This window comes from Mycobacterium sp. ITM-2016-00317 (assembly GCF_002968295.1).
GTDB lineage: Bacteria > Actinomycetota > Actinomycetes > Mycobacteriales > Mycobacteriaceae > Mycobacterium.
The window spans coordinates 6,042,391-6,060,110 of sequence record NZ_CP134399.1 but is presented as its reverse complement, the minus strand read 5'-3'; the positions used below and the strand labels follow the sequence as shown (position 1 = coordinate 6,060,110).

Genomic DNA, 17,720 nt, shown 5'->3' with positions numbered 1-17,720 from the left:
CGACGCTCACCCCTCTGTGGTCCCTGCGGGGACGTGCTGCACGACGACAACGAACTGTCCACAAAGTTATCCACAGGTTGTGGAAAGAAGAAGCTCGTCGTCGTCTGGTTGTCTACCGGCGAGGACACCTTAGTGCCGGGCCTCATCACGGTGCAGTCAGTGGGCTCGCGACGGAGGGTGGGCGTCCTCGCTTCGTTGTCTTTCGCCGATCCGGCGTGGAATCGGCATTGCCAGAAGCTAACAGTTTTCTCTCCGGGTGCCAACAGTTCTGCAACATTGCGAGACGCGCAATCGCGGTCGGCCCCAATAGTTCCAGACGAACGTGACAGTTGTGATCGATGTGATGGAGGCGACGGGGTCAGACGGGGTGCGGCGGCCGCCACGTCAGGGCGATCTGCCAGGTTTGACCCAGGGATTTCTCGTCAGTACCCTCGAACAGTCGCCCGCACGTGGCGATACGGCTGCGACCGGCCCCGGCCGGGGACCGCGCCGGCTAGCTTTGCGAGACCGATCGAGCTTACCAACGGCCGACTGCGTCACGTCTGACATGAATGAACATGTCGGACCGGCGCCGAGGCCAGACTCAACAAGGAGTGACTGCCGTGGCCAAGGGCAAGCGGACCTTCCAGCCGAACAACCGTCGCCGCGCGAAGGTGCACGGATTCCGGTTGCGGATGCGTACCCGCGCAGGTCGTGCGATCGTCACGGCCAGGCGCGCTAAGGGCCGTCGTTCTCTGACTGCGTGACCCGGCAAGGTCTGTCGCGGTGCTTCCGGCCCAGAACCGGATGACGCGGTCGACCGAGTTCGGTGCCACAGTGAGTCGCGGGACGCGGGCAGCACAGCCCGATCTTGTGGTGTACACGCTGCGTTCTGACCAGACGAGTGACCCCGGACCGCGGGTCGGTCTGATCGTCTCCAAAGCTGTCGGCAATGCCGTGCAGCGTCATCGGGTGTCCCGCCGTCTGCGCCATGCTGCGCGGGCGGTCCTCGACGACCTCGATCCCTCCGACTGGATGGTGATCCGGGCTCTGCCGAGAAGCCGCGAGGCGATCACCCCCCGGCTTGAGCAGGAACTGCGCACCGCGTTGCAGCGGATCAGCGACCGGAACGGATCGCGGGCGTGAGCACCCGGTCCCGGGCGGCCCGGTGCGCGGTGTTCCTGGTCCAGCTCTACCGCCACACGATCTCCCCGTTGCGGCTTCCGACGTGTCGGTTCACTCCCACCTGCAGTCAGTACGCCGTCGATGCGCTGACCGAATACGGCTTCTTCCGTGGCAGCTGGTTGGCCCTGGTCCGTCTCCTCAAATGTGGCCCATGGCATAGCGGAGGATGGGACCCGATACCCGAACGCGAAAGTCACAGTGACGCAACGGGTGAACACACCTGTGCCGAAGCCGACCACCGGCCGAGCCCGGTAGAGCGAGAGAAGAGTCAGACGAGTGTCGTTTAATTGGTTCAGCCTCGACATCATCTATTACCCGGTGTCGGCGATCATGTGGGTCTGGTACAAGGCGTTCGCCTTCCTGCTGGGCCCGTCCAACTTCTTCGCCTGGGCGCTGTCGGTGATGTTCCTGGTGTTCACCCTGCGCGCGATTCTGTACAAGCCCTTCGTTCGGCAGATCCGCACCACGCGACAGATGCAGGAACTGCAGCCCCAGATCAAGGCGCTGCAGAAGAAGTACGGCAAGGACCGCCAGCGCATGGCGCTGGAGATGCAGAAGCTGCAGAAGGAACACGGATTCAACCCGATACTGGGCTGTCTCCCGATGCTGGCGCAGATCCCGGTGTTCCTCGGCCTGTTCCACGTGTTGCGGTCGTTCAACCGGACCCAGGGCGGCTTCGGCCAGATCCAGCTCACGGTCGAGCAGAACCGCGCCACGGGCAACTACGTCTTCAGCGCGACCGACGTCGCCAACTTCCTGGACGCGAACCTGTTCGGCGCCCCGCTCAGCGCGACGATGATCCAGACCACCGGTCTGGACGCGTTCACCGAATTCAACCGCGCCGCGGTCATCGGGGTCGGCGTGCCGATCATGATCCTGGCCGGCATCGCGACCTACTTCAACAGCCGGGCCTCGATCTCGCGCCAGAGCCCGGAAGCGGCTGCCAATCCGCAGACCGCGATGATGAACAAGCTCGCGCTGTACGTCTTCCCGCTGGGCGTCGTCGTCGGTGGTCCGTTCCTGCCCCTGGCGGTCATCATGTACTGGCTGGCCAACAACATCTGGACCTTCGCCCAGCAGCACTACGTGTTCGGCAAGATCGAGAAGGAAGAAGAGCAGGCGAAGCAGGAGGCCCTGGAACGCCGGGCCGCCAACGCGCCGGCACCGGGGGTCAAGCCGAGCCGCAAGAAGAAGGCGGCCGCTGCGGCTGCCGCGGCCGCAGAGACCGACGGTGATGCCGCGGACACCGCCGCGGCGAGCGATAAGACGACTCCCGCCGAGCCGCCGGCACCCGAGCAGAGTTCACCGACATCCGCAGCGCAGAACGGCGCGAGCAATCGCACTCCGAAGCCCGGCGCGCGGCCCAAGAAGCGGAAACGTTGACGCGCGGGCGACCGCGGACAAAGGAGAGGTGTGGCAATGACTGAGACAGACAACGAAGCAGGCGCCGCGACGACCGCAGAGGTCGTGGAGAGCGTGGAGACCGTCATCGAGGGTGACGCCGCCGAGCAGACCGACGGTGACGCGTTGGACTCGGAGGAGGATCTGGAGGACCGATTGGTCGCTGAGGGCGAGATCGCCGGCGACTACCTGGAAGAGCTCCTCGATCTGCTGGACTTCGACGGGGATATCGATCTGGACGTCGAGGGGGACCGCGCGGTCGTCAGCATCGACGGCGGCACCGATCTGAACAAGTTGGTCGGCCGCAAGGGCGAGGTGCTCGACGCGCTGCAGGAGCTGACCCGGTTGGCGGTGCACCAGAAGACCGGTGAGCGCAGTCGGCTGATGCTGGACATCGCGCAGTGGCGGCAGCGCCGCCGCGAAGAACTCGCTGCGCTGGGGGACAAGGTCGCCCGCCGGGTGCTGGAAACCGGTGAGCGCGAGGAGCTGGCGCCCATGACCCCGTTCGAGCGAAAGATCGTGCACGACGCGGTCGCGGGCGTGCAGGGCGTGCACAGTGAGAGCGAGGGCGTGGAGCCGTCGCGGCGCGTCGTCGTTCTCGTCGACTGACGCGTCCCCCAGAGTTACAACAATGTAGTTCTCCGCCAGCCAAGGGAGTCGGTCGGTGGTAACGCCGCGTACAGCCGGAGGATGTTTCACGTGAAACATGCGGACGTTCCACCACCGCCTCCCGCCGCGGAGGCGGTGTTCGGGCCCGCACTCGACAGGGCCACCCGTTATGCAGAGATCCTGGCCGGAGCCGGCGTGGAGCGCGGCCTTCTCGGACCCCGGGAAGTCGACCGGCTTTGGGATCGCCACATCTTGAACTGCGCGGTGGTCGGCGAGCTCCTCCATTCGGGGGAGCGGATCGCCGACATCGGTAGTGGTGCCGGGCTGCCCGGGATACCGTTGGCACTGGCTCGGTCCGATGTGCAGATCTTCTTGATCGAGCCCCTTCTTCGACGAAGCGATTTCCTTCGCGAGACGATCGAGGAGTTGGGCATCGACTGCACGGTGGTGCGCGGCCGCGCCGAGGATCGGGCAGTGCGTGAGGAGGTGGGGACGACGGACGTGGTGGTGTCCCGGGCCGTGTCCTCGCTCGACAAATTGACCAAGTGGAGTACGCCGCTGTTGACGGCCGGCGGCCGAATGCTGGCGATCAAGGGGGAGCGGGCCGATGAGGAAGTCCAGCAGCACCGAAAGGCCATGGCGGCGCTCGGAGTGTCGAAGGTGAAGGTGGAGAGATGTGGCGCGCAGTACGTGGAGCCCCCCGCGACGGTGGTCGTTGGCTTGGTCGAAGTAGCGAGGGGCCCGCAGGCACGAGCGGGAAGGCGGCACAAGTGATGGCTGCACCGGGTGATGCGGGCGCGCCGAAGACCACCCCGGCCGCGGATGTTTCACGTGAAACGTGGCCGACGCAGGATGCCGATACGCCGATCGGCGCCGAGGCGGCCCGTGCCGTCCGCTTGATGCAGGCGGCCGTGGAGGGGCAGTTGCCCAAGCCGAAGCGCCAGCGGGTGTTCACGATCGCGAACCAGAAGGGCGGGGTGGGCAAGACCACCACCGCGGTGAACATCGCCGCCGCGCTCGCGTTGCAGGGACTGAAGGTTCTGGTGATCGACCTCGACCCGCAGGGCAACGCCAGCACCGCCCTGGGCATCGAGCACCGGCCGGGCACGCCGTCGTCGTACGAAGTGTTGATCGGCGACATCTCCGTGGAGACCGCGCTTCAGCGCAGCCCGCACAGCGAGCGCCTCTTCTGCATACCGGCCACGATCGACCTTGCCGGTGCGGAGATCGAACTGGTCAGCATGGTGGCCCGGGAAGGTCGGCTGCGGACGGCGCTCGGCGAGCTCGAAGCGCTACGACTTCGACTACGTGTTCATCGACTGCCCGCCGTCACTCGGACTGCTGACGATCAACGCGCTCGTCGCTGCGCCGGAGGTGCTGATCCCGATCCAGTGCGAGTACTACGCACTGGAGGGGGTCGGTCAGTTGCTGCGCAACATCGAGATGGTCAAGGCGCACCTGAACCCGGAACTCGACGTCACCACCGTGGTGCTCACCATGTACGACGGCCGCACGAAGCTCGCCGATCAGGTCGCGATGGACGTCCGTGAACACTTCGGCGACAAGGTGCTGCGCACGGTGATTCCGCGCAGCGTCAAGGTGTCCGAGGCACCGGGATACGGGATGACGATCATCGACTATGACCGGGGGTCGCGAGGAGCGATGAGCTATCTCGATGCCAGCCGGGAACTGGCACTGCGTGGCGGCGACGACGAAGGGCGGGACCGATGAACAACGCGGCACGTAAGCGCAGCGGCCTGGGTCGGGGCCTCGCCTCACTGATCCCCACCGGGCCGGCCGAGACCGGCGAACCCGCCACTCTGGGTCCGAAGATGGGGGCGGCCGCGGCCGACGTCGTGCTCGGCGGGGCACCGCAGAAGCCGGCGCCCGCCGTCGCCCCGGCGGAGGACGAGAATCCGGTCGGCGCGGTGTACCGCGAGATCGCACCGTCGCTGATCGATCCGAACCCCCGTCAGCCCCGCCAGGTGTTCGACGAGGACGCATTGGCCGAGCTGGTGCACTCGATCCGTGAGTTCGGTTTGATGCAGCCGATCGTGGTGCGCGCGGTGCCGGCGACCGAGGGTCAAACCGCGCCGCGGTATCAGCTGGTGATGGGGGAGCGGCGCTGGCGCGCGGCACAGCTGGCAGGCGTCGCGACCATCCCCGCGATCGTGCGGGAGACCGCCGACGACAGCATGCTGCGCGATGCGCTGTTGGAGAACATCCACCGGGTTCAGCTGAACCCGCTCGAAGAGGCCGCGGCGTATCAGCAGCTGCTCGAGGAATTCGACGTCACCCACGATGAACTGGCGTCCCGGATCGGCCGCTCGCGTCCGGTCATCACCAACATGATCCGGCTGCTGCGCCTGCCGATCGCGGTGCAGCGCCGGGTGGCCGCCGGGGTCCTCTCCGCCGGGCATGCGCGTGCGCTGTTGTCGCTCGAGGCCGGGGCCGAAGCGCAGGAGGAGCTCGCCGCACGCATCGTCGCCGAAGGGTTGTCGGTCCGCGCCACTGAGGAGGCGGTGACGATCGCCAATCGCAACGGGGAAGCGCCGCCGCAGCTCCCCGGCGCAAGCCCATCCAGATGCCCGGGCTGCAAGATGTCGCCGAGCAGCTGTCGACGGCGTTCGACACCCGCGTGACGGTGAGCCTGGGGAAGCGCAAAGGCAAGATCGTCGTGGAGTTCGGATCCGTCGACGATTTGCAGCGCATTGTGGAGTTGATGAACGCGTCTGAGCGATGACCTACCACACCGGCGAATTACGTCACTGTGACACAGATGGCGCAGTCGCCGCCCGACTTTTTCGGCGTCGCGGCAAAGGTGTTCTGGCTCAGCAGAATTGGGTAAACGTGCCGGATGGGGGCGGCAGCACCGGCCGCGGCGGCAACGGGTTGCGCCCGCCTTCTATCCTGGAGAGGCAGTCGTCCGGATCGAGACGGCGCAGAGACCGGGAAATCTAGTGGACGCACGAATCACGCCCCTTCGGCTCGAGGCGTTCGAGCAGCTGCCCAAGCACGCGCGGCGCTGCGTGTACTGGGAGGTCGATCCGGCGATTATCGACCGGGGCGATCACCTGTCCGACCCCGAGTTCGAGAAGGAAGCGTGGCTGTCGATGGTCATGCTCGAATGGGGTTCGTGCGGTCAGCTCGCGGTCGAGCACCGGCCGTCCACTGCCGGCTCGACCGGCGACGAGTTCTCCGATGACGACCCGTGTCTTGGCTATGCGTTCTACGCGCCGCCGCGGTCGGTGCCGAGGGCGACCCGGTTTCCGACCGGACCGGTCAGCGCCGACGCGGTGCTGTTGACGACCCTGGGTGTCGAGGCCGGCGACGGCACCTCCGGGGATCTGTCCCAAGCGTTGTTGATGGCAGTGGTCCAAGACCTGGTGCGCCGCGGGGTGCGGGCGCTCGAAGCGTTCGGCCGGACCAGCGAGGCCAAAGCCCTGACCGACATCAACGCCGCGCCCGACGACGTGCGACCGGTGCTGGAAACCCTCGGCGACTGTTCGGCGGATCAGTGCGTCGTGGACGCGGACCTGTTGCTGGACGCCGGCTTCGTGGTGGTTTCGCACCACACACACTTCCCCCGGCTGCGGCTCGAGCTCGAGCAGGGACTGGGCTGGAAGGCCGGCGTGGAGGCGGCGCTGGAACGGTTGTTGGAGAGCGCGCAGCTCGAGCAGCCGGTGGGGGCGGGCGCGGGCCGCTGCGACTGACGCAGCTCGCTCAGGCGCGGCGGGATTGTTCGACCGCGAGCTCGTGTGCGAGCAGTTCGGCGAAGGTGAAGGTGCCGGTCGGCCGGTCGTTCTTGCCGAGCAGATAGAGCCGCTTGACCGCGGCGAGGATGCCTTCGGCCAATGCGTCGCGGGAGGCCGGTGAGACGAGCTTGGCCCGGTCCTCGGGATTGGTGATGTAGCCGACGTCGACCTGAACGGTCGGCATCCGGGTCAGCCGCAGCAGATCCCAGGTCCGTCCGTGCACGCGGCAATCACGGAAGCCGGTGCGGGCCACTACTTCCCGCTGGATGAAATCGGCCAGATTGCGTCCGATGGTGGACACCGATCCGTGCGAGTTACCGAAATGGAACGACGCGACACCACTGGCGGCGGGGCTGGTGTGGGTGGCACACCGCAGGCTGATCATCATGTCCGCACCGACGGTGTTGGCGGTTGCGGCGCGTTCGGCGTCGGCCGGAGACGCGGTGGCGGGCCGCGACAGGAACGTCTCGATGCCGATCGCGGTCATGCGGCCTTCCAGCCGCGAGGCCAGGTCCCACAGGATGTCTGCCTCGCTGATCGGACCGTTGGGCCCGTTGAGGATCACGCCGTGGTCCGCCCCGCCACGCCCGGGATCGACGATGATGCGCTTACCGGACAGCCGAGGTCCGGAGCGGCGTACCAACTCCTCCTCGCGGATCGCGTGCGGTGACCCGCCGGTGACCCGGGAGCCGAGAAAGTACAAGGAGCGCAACGTCTCCGGACCACAGATGCCGTCCGGGTACAGCCCGTACTCACGCTGATAGGACGACAGCGCGTTGTGGGTCTGCAGACCGAAGTGCCCGTCGACCATCCCGGTGTAGAACCCGAGATCCTGAAGGCGGGCCTGCAGAGTGGCGACGTCGTCGCCGTACATGGGCGCACCGAACTGGTGGTTGAGGGTGCGCGCGCCGAGGCGGTAGGAGGCTTCCTTCAGGGCGCGATAGGTGGCCTCGCCGACGACGCCGTCGACCAACAGGCCGCGATGTTGCTGAAATGCGCGCACCGCGCGGTCGAGCTCGTCGTCGAACATGTCCGCGGCGACGAGCTTGCCGGTGATGATGTCCTCATCTGCGCTTTCGAGCATGCCGAGGGCGGCAAGAGCGGCCCGGATCTCGGCGACCGGACCTCCGCGGTCACCGCGACGCAGACTCGACATAGCCAAGATTCTCTCAGACTGAGAGGGGTTTCGAGAAAACCCCAGCGCGTCGGGACACCGCGTTTCGCGGCGTCCCGAGCGCGTCAGACCACGTCAGACAGCTCGCGGAGCAGTGCCGCCTTGCCTTTGGCGCCGACGATCCGCTTCACCGGCTGGCCGTCCTTGAACAGGATCATCGTGGGGATGGACACCACCTGGAAATCACGCGCGGTGGCCGGATTCTCGTCGACGTCGAGCTTGGCGACGGTCAGTGAGCCGGCCTTCTCGGACGCGATCTCCTCGAGCACCGGGGCGACCATCTTGCACGGGCCGCACCAGGTCGCCCAGAAGTCCACCAGCACCGGGGTGCCGCTCGACAGGACGTCGTCGGAGAACGAATCGTCGGTCACGGTGACCGTGTTGGCATCGCTCACTGCTGTGCTCCTATCAGGTCGCTGTCTTCGGTTGTGGTCGAAGTTCTTTCGCCCGGCTCGGCATGGTCGGCCAGCCAACGCTCGGCGTCGATCGATGCGGCACAACCACTTCCGGCCGCGGTGATCGCCTGCCGGTAGGTGTGGTCGACGAGATCGCCTGCGGCGAACACACCGTCGATCGACGTGTAGCTGGTGCGGCCCTGCACTTTGACGTAGCCCTCGTCGTCGACCTCGACCTGACCGCGGACCAGCTCCGATCGCGGGTCGTGCCCGACGGCGACGAACACGCCGGTCACCGCGAGCGCGGACTCCTCGCCCGTGACGGTGTTGCGCAGCCGCACGCCGGTCACCTTGGGATCACCCTCGATCGCGGTCACCTGGGTGTTGGTCAGGATGGTGATCTTCTCGTTGGCCTGCGCACGCTCCAGCATGATCTTGGAGGCGCGGAACTCGTCGCGACGGTGGATCAGGGTCACGCTGCGGGCGAAGCGGGTCAGGAAGGTGGCCTCCTCCATCGCGGAGTCGCCACCGCCGACCACGACGATGTCCTGGTCGCGGAAGAAGAAGCCGTCACAGGTGGCGCAGGTGCTCACGCCCATGCCGAGCAGCGCGTCCTCGCCGGGGATGCCGAGGTGGCGGGCCGCCGCGCCCATGGCCAGGATCACCGCGCGGGCGCGGTGGGTCTCGTCGCCGACGGTGACGGACTTCACCGGACCGGTCAGGTCGACGGCGTCGACGTCCTCCATGCGCAGGTCGGCGCCGAAGCGCAGCGCCTGCTCGCGCATCTGGTCCATCAGTTCCGGTCCGGTGATGCCCTCCCGGAAGCCGGGGTAGTTCTCGACCTCGGTGGTCGTCATCAGCGCGCCACCGAACTGGCTGCCCTCGAACACCAGCGGCTGCAGCTGGGCGCGGGCGGCGTAGATCGCGGCCGTGTACCCGGCCGGACCGGATCCGATGATGATGACGTCGTGGACGACGTCCGAGGAAGTCATGTCTGAGGAGGTCATGCGTGCCTTTCTGCTTGCGGCAGTTGTTGTCCAGAACCGTAGCTGTGTAAACAACCGCGTTCACTAAACACCAGGGTATGCCCGGGTGTTCCCGACCGCCCTCACGGGCGCGCGACGGCGGTCTCGGCGAGCAGTCCGGTGTGTGCGGCGTTGCAGGTTGCGGGCACGACCACCGCGGAGAACTGCGAGGGAATCGCGCCGTCCAGCACCAGCACCACCGCGGGCCGGCCGGCCATCTGCAGCCGGGTGCCGCCGAGAATGTCGACATCGGGTGCGTAGCCGAGGCCGGTCAGGCACGCACCCCGGCGAGCGGGTTCGCTGAGCGCACCGAGATCGGGGGCCCGGTCGAGCAGGGCCAGCACCTCGGCGTCGGAGAGCGGGAAGCCGTGGTCGGGACCGGGGGCGGTGATCCGCGATGCGGTCGGTCCGGCCGGGAACGCCGGCTCGGGAGCGCGGTTCAGCGCGATCGCGCCGACGACGAGCCCGGCGATCACCGCGGCCGCACCGGCGACCAGACCGGCCCGTTGCAGTCCGCTGAGGCGCGGGCGGGCGGCGGTGTGGGCGGCGCTGCGTGAGGCCGTGCGCAGCGCGGCCCCGATCCGGGCGGTCACCTCGGGGGGACCGCGGGCGCGCTGTCCGGATCGTCCCGGAGGTCCTGCAACGCGCGGCGCACCTCGGGGTGGCGGTCCGGGTCCGCGCCGCTGTCCATCCCGCTCCCGATGATCTAGGCCCGACAGATCGTTCGAGGCTAACGGACGCAGGTCACTCCGCGGTGGCGGCGAAGTAGTGCAGCGACGCGGCGAGTTTGGACCGGGCCCGTGAACAGCGGGACTTCACCGTGCCCTCGGCGATCCCGAGCATCCGGGCGGTCTCGGCCACGCTGTAGCCCTGCATGTCCACGGCGACGACCGCGGCCCGCTGCTCGACGGGCAGCCGCATCAGCGCCCGCTCGATCACGATCGCGGTCTCCACGTGCCCGGTCGGGTCGACAGCGCCGCAGAGCTGGTCGTCGAGTTCCTCGCAGGCTCGGGTTCTGTTGCGTCGCAGGCGGTCCAGACACGCGTTGACGACGATGCGGTAGAGCCAGCTGGTGACCGCCGAGTCGTGCCGGAACGCCGCGGCGGTGCGGTGTGCGGCCAGCATCGCGTCCTGCAGCGCGTCGGCGGCGTCGTCGGGGTCCCGGCTGGTCAGCTGTGCCAGCCGGTAGAGCTGGCGGTGGTGGCGGTAGAAGAGCTCCTCGAACGCGTAGCGGTCGCCGTGGACGTGGGCGCTCAGTAGTTCGGCGTCGGTGCGCGGCTCGGCGGACCGGCCCGGCGAGTCCCCGAAAATGCCCACAGCCGAACACTAATCGGCGCGGCGGGGAGGGTCCGACACCAGTTTCGGCGCTGGACTCAGGACGTGCCGTTGAGGGTGATCTCCGCGATGTCCGAGCGGCTCTGCCCATTGACCTGGCCCAGGGTGGACACCCACACCAGCACGTACTCGGTCGGTTCGGCGTCGGAGATCTCGATGGTGTTGGAGCCGGGCTTGAGCGGGGTGGGATCGGTCATCGCGGTGGTGGCGTCCAGCGAGGACGGCGTCGCCGAGGTGGCCGACCGGATCTGCACCGATGTCCCGGTGCTGTTCAGGTTCACCGTGACCGAGCTCAGCTCGGTCGGCTCCGGCAACTGCAGCATCAGCCCGACGCCGTTCTTGAAGTTCGGGAACGGCACGGCGTCGCTGTAGGTGTCGATGGGCCACGCCGTGGACGTGTCTCCGTCGATCGCGAGGTCGGCCTCATCGGGTGCGTCGGCCTCACCCTCGGGCGAGAACACGCTCACCGCAACGGGTTCGACGACAGAACCGCTCTGGGTCGGGGCCGACTCGGATGACGACGACGGCGGGGTGTTGAGGCCGAGCTCGTCGCCGCCGAGTCCGTTGCCGACATCGCCGAAGATGCGGCTCAGCGCGGTGCCCAGCAGGATCACCGCCACGATCGCGATCACGCCGGCCGCGCTCAGCCCGACGATGAGGCCCTTGCGGCGCCGGGCCTCGGCCTCTGGATCGGGTGCCGAGTCGCCGTCGCCGGTGCCGGCCGCAGGCTCGTCGACGGGGGCGATGTGGTCGGTGCGGTCGGCGATCGCGGTGGCCTGCTGGAGCAGGTTGAGCAGGGTCGGTGCGCTGCGGATGCCGCCGCCCTCTTCGACTGCGCGCGCGGCGGCGGCCGAGATCTGGAACGGGATGTCGCGGTCGACGACCTTGGGTTCGACGGGTTGACCGCCGGCGTCGAGGTCGGCGGGCTCCAGGCCGCTGGGCGCCCCGGTCTCGGGCAGCGGCCAGCGGTCCACCAGCAGCGCGTACAGCGAGGCCCCGATGCCGCGGATGTCGTCGTCGGGGGATGCGTCGGGCATGGTGGCCGGGAACGCGAGCGCGACGTCCCCGTCGATGCTGACCCGGATGCGGCCCGGGTGGTCGATGGACAGGGCGACCCCGTTGCGGTGGGCCACCTCGGCCGCGGCGGCCAGCGACTGGATGGCGCGCGCACCGCCGATCGGGGACGGATTGGTGTCCGCGACCTCCGCCAGCGAGCCGCCGCGGATCCACTCGGAGACCACCAGGCCGCCGTGCCCGTAGCGGCTGACGTCGAGCACCCGGGCCACCCCGGGCATGTCGATGCGGCTCAGCCGCTGGGTGCGGTCGAGGATCTCCTGCACCTGCCGTTCGGTCAGGGTGCCGTCCGGGTCGACGAAGGTGAGCGCGACCTGGCGGTCCAGCGCGGTGTCGAGGGCTTGCCAGAACTGCAGCCGTGCCGGCCCGCCGTGGAACACGAGCAACCGGTACCGGCCGTCGACGACGGTCGCGCCGGGAACCAGGTGGACGTCGTCGGGCGGGGTCGTTCCGTCGGTGGGTTCGCGCACCGGATCCGGTCCGGACGGGATCGCCGTGGTGGCGGCGTCCCCGGCGGGCGGCACAGCGGTCGCGGCCGGTTCCGCCACGTCAGGCTGAAAGTCGTCGGGGGACGGCCGCTCGATCCGTGTGGTGGCCAGGGCGTCGTGCTGGGAGTCACGCTGGGAGTCATGGTCCGCCTGGGAACCGCTGGTGGGTTTGTCGCTCACCGCGAATCCTTTCCGCCTCCCGTCGGCTGCTTCGGCCGCCGACCCTCGGGCCGCCGACCTGGGAAGCTGACGTTGGCGTGACGAGGACTGATTACTGGGATCAGGGTACGTGAGCGCTCCGGCGGCCACCGTCGGCTTGCCGGTACCGAACCGGCGCCGCAGCACGGCGAGCGCGGCCACCGCGTCCGGGACACCGGCGGCGATCATCACCCCGACGATGATCGGCACCATGACCAGCCCGAGCGCCAGCAGGCGCAGCAGTGAGCCGGCCGCGCCCCAGTGCGCGGTCAGACTCTCCAGCCCGGCCAGCTGGTCCACCACGTGCGCGATCAGGCCCGCGGCCAGTGACGCGGTGATGGTGACCAGGATCGTGCGCAGCACCCCGGTGCTCAGCAGGCGCCCACGCGGTGGGTTCAGGCGGGCCCGCAGCAACAGGTGGCCGACGATTGCGCCTGCCAGGAAGCCGAGCCCGTTGGCCAGGCCGAGGTAGCCGGCGACGATGTCCGGGTCGTCGGTCAGGTGCGGGGCGGCCAGCGACGCCGCGATCTTCACCGCGGTGATCACCAGGATGAGCACGATCGGCGTCCACGGCTCCTGGCGGGCGTAGAACACCCGCAGCTGCAGCAGCACCAGCGCGTAGGGGATGAGTGTGAACGCCGACAGCGTGATCGCCATGCCGAGGTAGCCGGCGTTGACGGCGCCGAAGTTGCCGTAGGCGAACAGCGCGCTGCCGATCGCGGGCCCACCGACGGTCATCATCGCGACGATCGGGATCAGCGTCAGCATGGTCAGCCGGGTGGCCAGCGACAGGTCGGCCAGCACCGCGGGCCCGTCGTCGGCGGCGGCGTTGCGCGACAGCCGGGGCATCACCACGGTCAGCACGGTGACCCCGATGATGCCGAACGGCAGTTGCAGTACCAGCCACGTGTAGTTGTAGATCGCGGGGCCGGAGGCCGAGGCGGCGCTGGCGACCTGGTTGCCGACGATCAGCCCGATCTGGCTGACCAGGACGTAGAGCACCATCGCCAGCGCCATCATCCCGAATTTCTTCAAGCGGTCGTCGATGCCCCACAACGGCCGCAGGCTGATGCGCTCGCGTCTGAGCGCGACGAACAGCACCGTGGCCTGGGCGACCACACCGAGCGTGGTGCCGATCCCGAGCACCAGCAGCTTGGCGTTGCCCATCTCGACCGGGTTGATCGAGAGTTCGCCCGGCACAAGCACATACAGCGCGAGAGTGAGGATCGCGACGACGTTGTTGACCACCGGCGCCCAGGCCGGCGGCCCGAAGATGTTGCGGGTGTTCAGGATCGCCATGAACACCGAGGACAGGCCGTAGAAGATGATCTGGGGGAGCAGCAGGAACGCGAACGCGGTGGTCAGCGGCCGGTTCACCAGCGGTTCCGAGCCCAGCATCAGGTCCACCAGCAGCGGCGCGGCCAGCGTCGAGACCACGGTGACCGCCAGCAGCAGCGTGGTGGCGAGCGTGAGAAGCCTTCGGACGAACGCGGTGCCACCGTCGGGGTCGTCGCGCTCGGCGCGCGCCAGCACCGGGACGAAGATCGCGGTGAAGGTCGCCTCCAGCACCAGCGCCGCGATCAGGTTGGGCAGCTGATTGGCGACGGTGAACGCACTGGACAGCGCCGCGCCGAGGATCGCCGCGAGCAGCACGATGCGGGCGAACCCGGTGAGACGGCTGACCAAGGTGGCCACCGCCATGCCCCAGGACCGGGACACCACCGCGGAGTCGGACAGTTCGGCGCGGACGGCCCGCTGTGCCGGTTGAGCCGGTGGGGGTCGGTGCGGTCCGGTGTTACGCATCGTCGCCTCCGGGGGAGGTGCGGGCGGGCCGGCCCGCCGGGCTCGTGGCGGGCGCACCGTCGTCGCGGTAGGCGAGCGCCACGTCGACCGGGTCGGGCCGGGTCGGGTCGGCCTCCAGGTCGGCACGGTCGGGCTGGCCGCGGAAGCGGTGCCACAGCCGGCGCCCGACCAGCAGGACCAACACCGCGCCTCCGGTCAGCGTGATGATGAACAAGACCTTGCCGTAGGCGTTGGAGTGCACGGACAGCCGCACGGGCTCACCCAGCGGCAGCCCGTCGACGGTGCGCAGCGTGACATCGACGGCGACCCGCTGGGTGAAGTGCACCTCGATCGGCACCTTGAGCGGCAGGAAGCCCGGCGGCAGCACGATCTCGCCCATGTCGGTGACCGTCATGCCCGGTGGCGCGTCGATGTCCAGGCGCACCCGGATCGGCACCGGCAGGTTGTTGCGCAGCGCCAGCGGGATCGGGCTGCGCTCGGTCGCCAGCGTGTAGGAGCCGCCGGGGTTGACAATCGTGACGGCGTTGAACAGATCCTCGACCGTGCGCCCCACCCGGGTGAGCCGCTGCTGGGCGAGCCCGCTGCGCGCGTCCGGCGGCACCGAAAGGCTCAGTGCACGCAGCAGGTCCTCGCGTAGCGGGGCGGTGTACTGGTTTCCGGTGAGGCCGGTGCGTTCGTCGGTGGTCAGCGCCGCGGTGAAGCCCCACAGCCGCCGGTCACCGCCGAGATCCCCGACACCACCCCGTCGTCGAACCGTCCGCGCGGGTTACCCAGCTGGCCAGACGGCATCGGGGAGTCGCGCGCGGTGGCCCTGACCTCGTTGACCAGCGCGGCCAGCGGACGCGGCACCGCGAGCCCGGCCCGGATGCTGGTGGCCACCGCCGACAGCACGGCCTGCGCGTCGGTGGGGGTCACGTTCCACATCAGCGGCGGCATCACGATCTGGGCGCGCGGCTCGATGCCAGGGTCCAGACTGCGCCACAGCATCGCGCCGAGCGCGTCCTGGCGCCGGGCGACCTCGGAGTCCTGTTCGACGGCGATGTCCAGCGCCGGGTCCAGGTAGGACGGCGCCTTCGGTGTGGGGCCCATCGCGGCCAGCGCGGCGCCGACCGCAGGGTCGAACGGGGCGGCGACCACGCCGGGTGTGTAGCGCAGCGGTGCGGTGTCCGCGGTGCCGACGGTGGTGCCGTCGGCCGAGTCACCGGGCCCGGCGAGGTGCGCGGCGCCGATCGCCACCGTGGGTCCGCGGCCGGCCAGCAGCTGGATCGCCGGGCCGGTCAGCGGTCCGTCGCCGATGAGGCTGACCTGGTGGTTGGAGACCACCCCGAGGATCTGGTCGACGATCCCGGCGGCGCCGGTGGTGGCGATCGTCGACAGGCCGGGGTCGGCGACGCGCTGGAGCGCGTCGAGGTCGGCCTGTGCGTACACCGTGGGGGCCACGCACATCCGCTGGGCCAGCGCCTTGAGCCGGGTGAGCCAGTCCACCGCGGCCTGCTGTCCGGTGCCGGGATGGGTGGGGGTGCCGGGTCCGGCGTCGGCGGCGTCGTTGACGACGTAGCCGGTGGTCATCGCGTTGACGGTGACCAGCAGATCCGGGTCGACGGCCAGGCACACCGTGCGCGCCACCTCACCGCCGGGATCGACCTCGGGCCCGGTGGCGAAGTCGATGGCGCTCAGCAGGGTGTCGAGGCGTCCGCCGCGGGCCAGCGAGCCGGCCAGCTCGTCGTCGATCAGCCGGACCGGGGCGGTGCCGCCGGGAGCGCCCGCGGCCAGTCGGGGACGGTCGACCAGCGGCCAGAACATCGTGAGCCCGACGGGGCGGGTGGTGTCCGGCGGGACCGCGGAGTCCACCGCGTCGCCGGCGGTGTCGGATTCGCTCTCGGGCGGCACCCCGAGCACCGGCAACAGGAAGCGCGAGTCGTCGAGGCGGGCCGGGGCGCCGTAGTCGGGGGTGCCGTTGACGTTGATCATCAGCGGGTACACGCCGGGTTCGTCGATGCGCAGCGACGGCTGCTCGGTGGAGCGCAGCGGATAGGCCAGTCGGAACGGAACCTGTTCTCCGCGAGCAAGTTCCGGTGCGGCGGTGATGAAATCGGCGACGGGCTGGTACTGGTCGACGTTGCCGGCCAGGTCGGTGCGCAGCGTGCTCGAGGAGGTGGCCGCCGGGGCGTGCTCGAGCCGCACCACCACGTCGCGCACGGACCGGTCACCGACATTGCTGATGGTGCCGGTGACCGTGACCATCGGGTCGCTGGTGGTGGTCACGACGTCGGGGGAGACGGTGTCGATCTGTATGCGCAGGAACGCCGCAGCGGATGGCTGGGCGGTGGCGACGGGAGAGAAGGTGGCGGCCGGTGCGACGGCCAGCAGCAGTGCGAGGACCGCGACGAGCAGACGTGCGAGCCAGGCGGGCCCGGTCACGATCCTTGACCGCATCCGTTCGTCCGCCGGCCGGGCTGGGGTTGAGCGGTGGGGTCAGGTCGGCGGCGCCGGGTGTGGGAGTGCGTCTGCCCGCGGCGGCGCGGTGCGGAGTGCGGCAACGGCGGGAGCGCACCGGGCCCGTCGGTGCGCAGTTTGTCGATCAGTTCGTCGGCGACCTCGGCCAACCGGCGTTCGTCGGCGTAGGCCAGCCGGGACGGCAGTTCCTTCACCGGTACCCAGGCCACCTCGGTGACCTCGACGTCCTCGTCGGAGAGTTCACCGCCGGAGAACCGCATCAGGTAGTGGTGCACCGTCTTGTGCACGCGCCTGCCCTCGGTGACGAACCAGTAGTCGATGCTGCCGAGGGCGGCCAGCACGCTGCCCTGGATGCCGGTCTCCTCGGCGACCTCCCGGATCGCGGTCTGCTCGGCGGTCTCACCGCGCTCGATGTGGCCCTTGGGCAGTGACCACAGCATCCGGCCGCGCCGGTCGATGCGGCCGATCAGCGCTGCCACCTGGTCGTCCTTGGGGCCGTCGATACCGTCGATGACCAGGCCGCCCGCGGACGTCTCGTGCACGGTGCGCAACCGTTCCGGCGGCCGCCGAGTCTTGGTCTTCTGCGGTTTGGGGGGCTGCTCCGGCTGACCGGATTGGCCGGTGACGGCGCTCGGAGCGGGCTGCTGACGACGGTTCTGGTTCTGCTCTGCTCCGGCTTCGGGGGGACCTGCCGCGCGTCGGCCCCGGCGACGCCCGCGGCGCCGTCGTGGTTTGGCCTGCTCGCCGTCCGACACCCAAGCGATAGTAGCTGGCATGAACAGCGGTCCTCGCCGCACTCGCCGGACGGTGACATCGCTGTGACCAGTAGGCTCATCGGACGT

The 17,720-nt window shown here is 69.2% G+C and carries 14 protein-coding genes and 3 pseudogenes; 9 read left to right on the top strand and 8 right to left on the bottom strand.

Annotated features, from left to right (window positions below):
- Positions 1-602: 602 nt before the first annotated feature.
- From rpmH to C6A87_RS29085, 9 genes and pseudogenes are all read left to right on the top strand, one after another.
- Entirely contained in the window at positions 603-746 is a 144-nt protein-coding gene (rpmH, locus tag C6A87_RS29125; protein ID WP_003930923.1) for a 50S ribosomal protein L34, read from the top strand.
- A gap of 19 nt (positions 747-765) precedes the next feature.
- The gene (gene rnpA / locus C6A87_RS29120; RefSeq protein ID WP_311115399.1) at positions 766-1,125 is read left to right on the top strand and encodes a ribonuclease P protein component; all 360 of its coding nucleotides are present in this window, start codon (positions 766-768) and stop codon (positions 1,123-1,125) included.
- A complete protein-coding gene (gene yidD / locus C6A87_RS29115) occupies positions 1,113-1,451 on the top strand; it encodes a membrane protein insertion efficiency factor YidD (RefSeq protein ID WP_396837140.1) in 339 nt (112 codons plus the stop codon). Before rnpA ends, yidD begins: the two co-directional genes overlap by 13 nt.
- A 43-nt stretch (positions 1,452-1,494) precedes the next feature.
- On the top strand, positions 1,495-2,547 hold the full coding sequence (gene yidC / locus C6A87_RS29110; RefSeq protein WP_311118132.1) for a membrane protein insertase YidC: 1,053 nt from the start codon (positions 1,495-1,497) through the stop codon (positions 2,545-2,547).
- A gap of 36 nt (positions 2,548-2,583) precedes the next feature.
- A complete protein-coding gene (locus tag C6A87_RS29105) occupies positions 2,584-3,174 on the top strand; it encodes a R3H domain-containing nucleic acid-binding protein (protein WP_311115397.1) in 591 nt (196 codons plus the stop codon).
- Between the two features lie 90 nt (positions 3,175-3,264).
- Complete coding sequence (gene rsmG / locus C6A87_RS29100) at positions 3,265-3,948, top strand: 16S rRNA (guanine(527)-N(7))-methyltransferase RsmG (protein WP_311118131.1); 684 nt, start codon at positions 3,265-3,267, stop codon at positions 3,946-3,948.
- Positions 3,948-4,905 (top strand): annotated as a pseudogene (locus C6A87_RS29095) (ParA family protein). Before rsmG ends, C6A87_RS29095 begins: the two are co-directional and overlap by 1 nt.
- Positions 4,902-5,917 (top strand): annotated as a pseudogene (locus tag C6A87_RS29090) (ParB/RepB/Spo0J family partition protein). Before C6A87_RS29095 ends, C6A87_RS29090 begins: the two co-directional pseudogenes overlap by 4 nt.
- Positions 5,918-6,134: 217 nt before the next feature.
- Positions 6,135-6,887 carry an acetyltransferase gene (locus C6A87_RS29085; RefSeq protein ID WP_311115396.1) on the top strand — a complete coding sequence of 251 codons (753 nt, stop codon included), beginning with the start codon at positions 6,135-6,137 and terminating at the stop codon, positions 6,885-6,887.
- 10 nt (positions 6,888-6,897) lie between these two features.
- Here C6A87_RS29085 and C6A87_RS29080 read toward each other — a convergent pair whose 3' ends face one another.
- The 8 genes and pseudogenes from C6A87_RS29080 to C6A87_RS29045 form a co-directional block, all read right to left on the bottom strand.
- The gene (locus tag C6A87_RS29080) at positions 6,898-8,085 is read right to left on the bottom strand and encodes an N-acetylmuramoyl-L-alanine amidase (protein ID WP_311115395.1); all 1,188 of its coding nucleotides are present in this window, start codon (positions 8,083-8,085) and stop codon (positions 6,898-6,900) included.
- Positions 8,086-8,168: 83 nt separating this feature from the next.
- The gene (gene trxA, locus C6A87_RS29075; protein ID WP_311115394.1) at positions 8,169-8,498 is read right to left on the bottom strand and encodes a thioredoxin; all 330 of its coding nucleotides are present in this window, start codon (positions 8,496-8,498) and stop codon (positions 8,169-8,171) included.
- Positions 8,495-9,490 (bottom strand): thioredoxin-disulfide reductase, encoded by a 996-nt coding sequence (gene trxB / locus C6A87_RS29070; protein ID WP_311118130.1) that lies wholly within the window; start codon positions 9,488-9,490, stop codon positions 8,495-8,497. The genes trxA and trxB overlap by 4 nt, the downstream gene beginning before the upstream one ends.
- 116 nt (positions 9,491-9,606) lie before the next feature.
- The gene (locus tag C6A87_RS29065; protein WP_311115393.1) at positions 9,607-10,116 is read right to left on the bottom strand and encodes a hypothetical protein; all 510 of its coding nucleotides are present in this window, start codon (positions 10,114-10,116) and stop codon (positions 9,607-9,609) included.
- A gap of 151 nt (positions 10,117-10,267) precedes the next feature.
- Positions 10,268-10,840 (bottom strand): RNA polymerase sigma factor SigM, encoded by a 573-nt coding sequence (gene sigM / locus C6A87_RS29060; protein ID WP_311115392.1) that lies wholly within the window; start codon positions 10,838-10,840, stop codon positions 10,268-10,270.
- 56 nt (positions 10,841-10,896) lie between these two features.
- Positions 10,897-14,421 carry a murein biosynthesis integral membrane protein MurJ gene (gene murJ / locus C6A87_RS29055; RefSeq protein ID WP_311115391.1) on the bottom strand — a complete coding sequence of 1,175 codons (3,525 nt, stop codon included), beginning with the start codon at positions 14,419-14,421 and terminating at the stop codon, positions 10,897-10,899.
- A pseudogene (locus C6A87_RS29050) lies at positions 14,414-16,857 on the bottom strand (DUF6049 family protein). Before C6A87_RS29050 ends, murJ begins: the two are co-directional and overlap by 8 nt.
- A complete protein-coding gene (locus tag C6A87_RS29045; RefSeq protein ID WP_311115390.1) occupies positions 16,839-17,633 on the bottom strand; it encodes an NUDIX hydrolase in 795 nt (264 codons plus the stop codon). Before C6A87_RS29045 ends, C6A87_RS29050 begins: the two are co-directional and overlap by 19 nt.
- Between the last annotated feature and the right edge of the window lie 87 nt (positions 17,634-17,720).